Annotated in this window: 9 protein-coding genes; 4 read left to right on the top strand and 5 right to left on the bottom strand. The window is 50.8% G+C overall.

The genetic code is table 11. The features are described 5' to 3' along the window. On the bottom strand, positions 1-545 hold a 545-nt coding region (locus H6F43_RS11435; RefSeq protein ID WP_190342891.1), incomplete at its 3' end, for an AraC family ligand binding domain-containing protein. 114 nt (positions 546-659) lie between these two features. On the opposite strand from H6F43_RS11435, the gene H6F43_RS11430 reads away from it, so the two are divergent. After that, the gene (locus H6F43_RS11430; RefSeq protein WP_190342890.1) at positions 660-989 is read left to right on the top strand and encodes a hypothetical protein; all 330 of its coding nucleotides are present in this window, start codon (positions 660-662) and stop codon (positions 987-989) included. Between the two features lie 149 nt (positions 990-1,138). Here the strand turns inward: H6F43_RS11430 and rpsN are convergent, their stop codons facing one another. Both rpsN and nth read right to left on the bottom strand, forming a co-directional pair. Continuing rightward, the gene (gene rpsN / locus H6F43_RS11425) at positions 1,139-1,441 is read right to left on the bottom strand and encodes a 30S ribosomal protein S14 (RefSeq protein ID WP_190342889.1); all 303 of its coding nucleotides are present in this window, start codon (positions 1,439-1,441) and stop codon (positions 1,139-1,141) included. 96 nt (positions 1,442-1,537) lie between these two features. After that, positions 1,538-2,266, bottom strand: coding sequence for an endonuclease III (nth, locus tag H6F43_RS11420; RefSeq protein ID WP_190342888.1), 729 nt, complete (start codon positions 2,264-2,266; stop codon positions 1,538-1,540). Between the two features lie 331 nt (positions 2,267-2,597). On the opposite strand from nth, the gene H6F43_RS11415 reads away from it, so the two are divergent. Both H6F43_RS11415 and H6F43_RS11410 read left to right on the top strand, forming a co-directional pair. Next, entirely contained in the window at positions 2,598-3,350 is a 753-nt protein-coding gene (locus H6F43_RS11415; protein WP_190342887.1) for a red chlorophyll catabolite reductase, read from the top strand. Beyond that, positions 3,343-4,257, top strand: a complete 915-nt coding sequence (locus H6F43_RS11410; RefSeq protein ID WP_190342886.1) for an NmrA/HSCARG family protein — start codon at positions 3,343-3,345, stop codon at positions 4,255-4,257. Before H6F43_RS11415 ends, H6F43_RS11410 begins: the two co-directional genes overlap by 8 nt. 365 nt (positions 4,258-4,622) lie before the next feature. Here the strand turns inward: H6F43_RS11410 and H6F43_RS11405 are convergent, their stop codons facing one another. After that, the gene (locus H6F43_RS11405) at positions 4,623-5,504 is read right to left on the bottom strand and encodes a pirin family protein (RefSeq protein ID WP_190342885.1); all 882 of its coding nucleotides are present in this window, start codon (positions 5,502-5,504) and stop codon (positions 4,623-4,625) included. Between the two features lie 19 nt (positions 5,505-5,523). Then, positions 5,524-5,751 (bottom strand): CDGSH iron-sulfur domain-containing protein, encoded by a 228-nt coding sequence (locus H6F43_RS23105; protein WP_190342884.1) that lies wholly within the window; start codon positions 5,749-5,751, stop codon positions 5,524-5,526. 115 nt (positions 5,752-5,866) lie between these two features. On the opposite strand from H6F43_RS23105, the gene H6F43_RS11395 reads away from it, so the two are divergent. Beyond that, positions 5,867-6,196, top strand: coding sequence for a helix-turn-helix domain-containing protein (locus H6F43_RS11395; RefSeq protein WP_190342883.1), 330 nt, complete (start codon positions 5,867-5,869; stop codon positions 6,194-6,196). Positions 6,197-6,456: the final 260 nt, after the last annotated feature.

Raw genomic sequence — 6,456 nt, 5'->3', positions numbered from 1 at the left:
TAGTCCTGCACCTGCTGGATCACGCGCTGTTCTTGTCGAATGGCGCGGAACATGGGTCGGTTTTCGGCATAGCGGTTGACCAACTGAGCCACGGTCCAGAGCCAGCAGGACTCCCGCTCTAGCCGCGAGTCTGAGGTTTCTAGCGCGTGATGCAGGTGGCGCAGTTGATTTGCTAAGTTGCGATCGTCAATCACTGGCTGCGGAAAATAGGGAATGACGCGAGATCGGTCAGATAGTTCGCCAACCGCCGATTGCAGCAGCGAAACATCCGGATAAAACATGCGATAGGTCCAGCCTGTGGGAATGCCTGCCTGTCCGGTATGCACCTCGCCCGGATGCACAATCACAATGCTGTCTGCTGGAGCTTGATGCAGGGCTCCCTGGTACGTGAATTCCTCGACGCCCGCATCGACGACGCCGATCGCAAACGTCTCGTGCGTGTGGCGGGCAAACGAATGCGTGATGTAAGTAGCGCGAAGCAGTTCTAGATTGCTCAAGCTGGAGTCGCGCCAGAATTTTGCCTGTTCCCCAATCTGATTTTTCACTGTCTGCGTCCTGACTTGCTGCCTCAGTGTAGGACGGGTTCATACGGGATGTCTTGAACGTTTTTGCAGCCGACACGCGCTAAACTAATTAGCAACGAGGCTACGATCGCGCTGATGGTTGACCCAATTCCGCCCATCACTCTACCGCCCACCCAGCATCCTCAGCAGGAAGGGGAGTGGCTGCAAGCTGCCCTACTGCGCTGGCTTGATCAGGAATACATCCCAGAGCCAGTCAACCAGCACATTGCAAAACGCGCTGCTCAGATCTTTGTCCGGCAGCGCATGGAAGGTGAAAATGATTTGGGTTCTTTGGTGATCGCGATCGTGACTGAAATGGAAAGCTTCGATTTCTCTCAAAGCTTCTTCGGTGAGTTCACCGTCGCCAACGCTGTCAGCGAGCTACTGCTTGATAGTCTGGGCATTGATCGCTGCTGCGGACAGTAGTTAGTTGCCAATCGCCACTTATTAGCTATTAGTTATTAACTGTTGGTTATCCAGCTATCAGATTGGTCTGCCATTGACGGCAAATTAGCTATCAGGAACCTACAGATACAGCCAGGTGGTCAAACTAACAACTATCCACTAATCGCTCACTACCAGCTCGACTTCACCACACCGGGCAGCAATCCCTGGTGTGCCATTTCCCGCAGCACATGGCGGGACAAGCCAAAGTCCCGGTAGAAGCCTCTGGGACGACCCGTAACCCAGCAACGGTTGTGCTGACGGACGGGAGCACTGTTGCGGGGAAGCTGCTGAAGCTGACGATGAACGACCAGTTTCTGCTGTTGAGTGGTCGCCTGAGCAAACTGCTCTTTCAACTCTTCCCGCTTAGCCGCATATTTCTCTACCAGTTTCTGGCGCTTCTTTTCGCGCTCAACCATGCTCTTTTTAGCCATGTCTGATCCCGACGCTCACAATAAATAAAGACACAGTGCATCATTTTAGCCTAAAGTCGGCTGGGATTGCAGGCGGTTTCAGCCGCTCCACCCAAATTACGGCGTACTCGTTGCTGCCTCTGCATCGGGAATCAGCGCCTCCGTTTCCTCTACCGCTGCCCGTAGATCCGGCGACAGATTTGCAGACGGGCAGATGTCTGCCAAGACGCAGCGATCGCACTGCGGATTGCGAGCATTGCACACGGCGCGCCCGTGGTAAATCAGCCGAATTGACCAGTTTTCCCAATCTGGCTGAGGCAGCAGCTTCATTAAGTCCCGCTCGATCCGGATGGGATCGGTGTGCTCCGTTAGTCCCAGTCGCTGGCTGAGTCGCTTCACGTGGGTATCCACGGTGACGCCCATGTGGATGTCGAAGGCGTGTGCTAGGACAACGTTCGCCGTTTTGCGTGCAACTCCGGGCAGCCGCAGCAGGTCTTCCATCAGCTTTGGCACTTCGCCGCCGAACTCCGTCATGATCATGTGGCTGGCAGCCTGGATGTTTTTCGCTTTGTTGCGGTAGAAGCCTGTGGATTTAACCAACTCTTCTAGCTCTGCAACGTCTGCACCTGCTAGGGCGGCGGCATCTGGGAAGCGGCGGAACAGTTCGGGTGTTACCTTGTTCACCCGTTCGTCTGTGCACTGCGCCGACAAGATCGTCGCGACTAGAAGCTGCACCGGAGTTTGATAATCCAGCGTGCAGGGGGCTTCGGGATAGAGTTTTTTTAGACGCAGCAGGATTTCGATCGCCCGCTGCTTTTTCGACGATCGCTTGCGAGAGGTACTCATCGAGAAACCCAGTATGAATGTTGTACGACTGTATCTTCCAAGATTTAACTATCTTATCTAACGATCAAGTTGAGCGGCAGCAACGCTCCCCGCACGCCATCGAGCACTTTTTATCTGTCCGCTCCAACGATGTTTTAGACTCCAGCAGAAGCCGAAATCTCATCGCTCCACGATTCACCCAAAATTACAAAATATGTGCAGCCGCGATCGCGCCCTTGCACCTATATCTAACAATCTAGAAAAGCTTAATTCATAACTTAGTTTTATGAATCGTTTGCTCTATGAGCTAAACTCTACAATTTGATAATATAGTTAACGTTTGAAAGCAACAATGACTTCTCAAGCTAATCTAGACCACGCCTCTTTGTTTAAGCAATTGCAAAGCATTTTGAGTGAGTTATACGAAGAAGTAACCCACCAGATTGCAATTCTGCCTCGGTCAAATCAACCCCTTCAAAGTTTTAGCAGTCCTGATGGCAACGTGACAGGCTCGCTTTTGACCTTCACTGGAGAAGAGATAGATTGGCTGGTTTATTCCTGGTTTAATGCCCCTCAGATGAGATTTAGCACCATGCGCCTGACCCTTTGGCTCAGTCCACTGATTCAGGTACCTCACTTAGCGTTTGAATTTGGTACAAAGCCGGAGCCTTTCTTCTATATTGACTACATTCCTAGAGTTGATTTGTGGAGTGACTTAAACTACACAGAACGCTACTATGACCCTATAAATGCCACTTATCTGAAATTAAGAGAGAATCCTAATCTGTCCTTATTTGTGAGTAAGGCATTGTATGTGAGGCAAATGCAATCTCCAACGTCGCTTTGCTTTACTTGTGCAGCCACAGAAGACTCTCTTTTGCTTATTCGGAATACTGCTCATGAAATGTGTTCTCGCTGGTTAACGTGGGTTAAGCAAGCAGAATCTGTTTCGGTCGATCGTCAAACTCTGCTATCAGAACGTGATTCACGGATGCGACAAATTACGGCAGAACGCGACCCAGGAAATGCTTTAGCCGTGAAGATTTTTGGGGCAGAATTGGCAGATCAGTTAATCCGATCGTTGTGGAGTAAAGAGCATGAGTAATGCAGAGATAACTGTTGGTAAAGTGCTGCTAATTGGAGTAACCGGGGGAACAGGCAGCAATGCGGTCAAAGGATTGCTCGAACAGAACGTGATTAATCTACGTGCGATTACTCGCAAGATTGACCTTGAGCGTGTTTCTCTATCTAGGCTACACAATAGCGGTGTTGAGCTAGTTGAAGCGGATCTCGATGATGAGTCTTCAATGAGAGCAGCCTTTGTAGGTGTTTCAGCCGTTTACTGCCACGCAACTGCCCCAGATTCTGCCAAGCCTGATCCACAAGAAATTGCCAGGGCAGAGCGAGTTGCACAAGCGGCTAAGGAAGCTAATGTTAGCCACTTTGTCTACAATTCTGCGGGAGGAGTCGATCGCAATTCTGGCATTCCCCACATCGAGCAAAAGCACAAAGTAGAGCAGATTCTGAAGCAAGCGAGTTTACCCACAACCATGCTGCGGGCTTGCCTGTTTATGGAGGAGTTTTGGAAGCAATACACCCGACCGTCTGTACTTAAGGGGTCTTTTCCCTTCGCAGTGCAACCTGATAGGCTACTTCATCTGATTACGACAAAAGATATGGGACGAGTGGCTGCTCATGTAATGAAGCACCGTTCTCAATATGTGGGTCAAGAAATTGAACTGGCTGGGGACGTATTGACTCCTAAACAAATGGCAGAGGCATTCTCTAGAGCACAGGGAAAATCTGTAGTCTACAAAGAGATTCCACCCTGGATTTTCTTACTTTTGTTTCGCAAATCGCTGTTTGATTTGATTCAGTGGTATCGCAAGCAAGGCTATCAGGCGGATGTTCCCCGCTTACGAGAGACATTTCCCGGACTCCTGACCACCTTTGCCCAATTCCTTGAAGAAACCGATTGGGCAAATGCAGAATTGACGTATCAAGATTTGTAGAACTCTAACGGCTAGGCACGATCGATCGTCTTCTTAGCCCACTATCTTTCTGGACTCAACCTGTTACGACAAATCTTGAATCCCTAGATAATTCCGCAGCGCGATCGCACTGGACAATAGACTTCAAGCACGAGTGCAAAGTCTCTGTGCAGAGCAGCTAACGGCACAACTCAATGGCTGCCCATACCTACGCCACATCGCAAGCACCTACTAACAGTCCGTTGCAGCGCTGTATTAGCCTGCTAGCTACTGCATCTATTAGGTGAAAGTGCATTTACAAGTAGAGAGGGATGTCTCCTTATCTGAGTTGAGCGTCGAGCCGCTTTGCGGCTCGACGAATTGCATTCTCGTCTGTGCCGGGCTGGTCAAGAGCTGAACCGGCCCGCCTGATAGTCGGCGAAAGCCTGCCGGATCTCTTGAAGCGTGTTCATCACGAACGGTCCCTGCCGAGCGATCGGTTCGCCAATCGGTCGCGCCGCCAGCAGCAGCAGCCGGGTCGATTCGCGGGCTGACACCTCCAGATGGTCGCCGTCCGAGAACAGCGTGATCGTCTCGGCGCGCGCCTCCTGTTTACCGAAACAGGCGCAGCCTTCGTAGACGTAGGCGAAGGCTTGATGCCCGCGAGGAAGTGGCACAGCGATCGTTGAGTCGGGCGCGAGCTTCAAGTCGAGATAGACCGGATCGGTTGGACCTGCGTCGATCGGACTTCTCAGTCCAAAGGCGGCACCCGCCAACACTTTGACGTTAACACCGTCGCGCTCCAAGCTCGGAACCCGCTCGGCGGGAATGTCCTGGTAGCGCGGCACGTCCATCTTGTTGCGCGCGGGCAAATTGATCCATAGCTGAAAGGCGCGGAGCGGACCGGACGCCTGGTCGGGCATTTCCGCATGGATCAATCCGCGCGCCGCTGTCATCCACTGCACCGCGCCCGGACCCAGCCGACCCTCGTTGCCGTGACTGTCCGCATGTTTGAGCCGACCTTCCACCACATAAGTCACCGTCTCGAAACCTCGATGCGGGTGATCAGGGAAGCCGCCGATATAGTCCTCCGGACCCGCGCCGCCGAACTCTGCGAATAGGAGAAATGGATCCAGCTCAGATAGCTCATCCATCCCAATAGTGACAATGTTTTTTACGCCGCTTCCTGCGCGAACGACTTGACCGCGTCTGGATGCAATCGGCTGACGACGATCGATTGATCGCGAAGATAGCTCGATCGCTAGAGGAGTGTGAGATGTACTCGTCATACGGTAAATGTTTAGTGACTTAAAGTTGACTATCTTGTTGCTGAACAGCTCGCTCTGCTGCTTGGAAACCAAGTTTTGAATGAGCACCATCGCAAAACGGTTTCGTGGTAGAGCCTCCGCAGCGGCAAAGCGCGATCGTCTCTCGTTCTGCATGAAACTGATTTCCCTGAGCGTCTGTAAGTAAAACAGAACCCGTCACTAGAAACGGACCGTTATCCAATGTTGTGATTTTTGTTGCTTCAGTCATCCTGTTGTCTTCTCGTCGGAGAGTTATAAAGGCTTGCACTACTTACTATAAGTAACTAATATAAAAAGTAAAGTAGGTACCTTAAAGTAACTAGAAAACCATTGAGGAACTGATTATGTCACTTAGTGCAGAACACATGGAATGCCCGTCGGGGCAGCTTCTAAATCTGTTAGCGGGTCCCTGGACACTCAGCATTCTCTGGCTGTTGAGCAATAACGGTCCGACTCGTTTTGGCGAGCTAAGACGCAAAGTTGACGGCATCTCAGCGAAAGTTTTAACAGAACGGCTACGGATGCTGGAGGAAGAAGACATTATTTACCGGGACTACAAGCCGACGATTCCACCGCAAGTCACCTACGGGCTAGCAGAACGGGGCGAAGACTTGGCTCAAGTGTTAGCGTTAATCGACAAAATTGCTCAGAAGTGGCAAAAAGTCTCAAGTTGAGGAGGATGAGTATCTTCTAAAGGCTGGATAGCTAAAGCTGATTATTTGTTTGACGTTTCACTGGAACAACGCGATAGTTTTCAGGGGTCACATTAGGTGTTTGAGGTTGATAATTTTGAACATCAAACATTAGATAAGTGACGGATTAAGTTTGGTACAACTAAGCTCAACCTTTGCTTCGTTAGCCTAATGATTAAGCGGCTTGCAGCCTTTCTTTAAAATCTCAAATGGATTCTGTTGGTAACTTGGGTGATGAAGTA

It is taken from the genome of Leptolyngbya sp. FACHB-36 (genome assembly GCF_014695955.1).
Lineage (GTDB): Bacteria > Cyanobacteriota > Cyanobacteriia > Leptolyngbyales > Leptolyngbyaceae > FACHB-36.
Note: the sequence above shows the minus strand (reverse complement) of the source record. Positions and strands in the feature narration are given on the sequence as shown.

What these genes read in the sequence shown, in the direction of transcription:
- H6F43_RS11415 (WP_190342887.1), top strand. Translation starts at nt 2,598, where the DNA reads ATGACTTCTCAAGCTAATCTAGACCACGCCTCTTTGTTTAAGCAATTG.
- rpsN (WP_190342889.1), bottom strand. Translation starts at nt 1,441, where the DNA reads ATGGCTAAAAAGAGCATGGTTGAGCGCGAAAAGAAGCGCCAGAAACTG.
- H6F43_RS11410 (WP_190342886.1), top strand. Translation starts at nt 3,343, where the DNA reads ATGAGTAATGCAGAGATAACTGTTGGTAAAGTGCTGCTAATTGGAGTA.
- H6F43_RS11405 (WP_190342885.1), bottom strand. Translation starts at nt 5,504, where the DNA reads ATGACGAGTACATCTCACACTCCTCTAGCGATCGAGCTATCTTCGCGA.
- H6F43_RS11395 (WP_190342883.1), top strand. Translation starts at nt 5,867, where the DNA reads ATGTCACTTAGTGCAGAACACATGGAATGCCCGTCGGGGCAGCTTCTA.
- nth (WP_190342888.1), bottom strand. Translation starts at nt 2,266, where the DNA reads ATGAGTACCTCTCGCAAGCGATCGTCGAAAAAGCAGCGGGCGATCGAA.
- H6F43_RS11430 (WP_190342890.1), top strand. Translation starts at nt 660, where the DNA reads ATGGTTGACCCAATTCCGCCCATCACTCTACCGCCCACCCAGCATCCT.
- H6F43_RS23105 (WP_190342884.1), bottom strand. Translation starts at nt 5,751, where the DNA reads ATGACTGAAGCAACAAAAATCACAACATTGGATAACGGTCCGTTTCTA.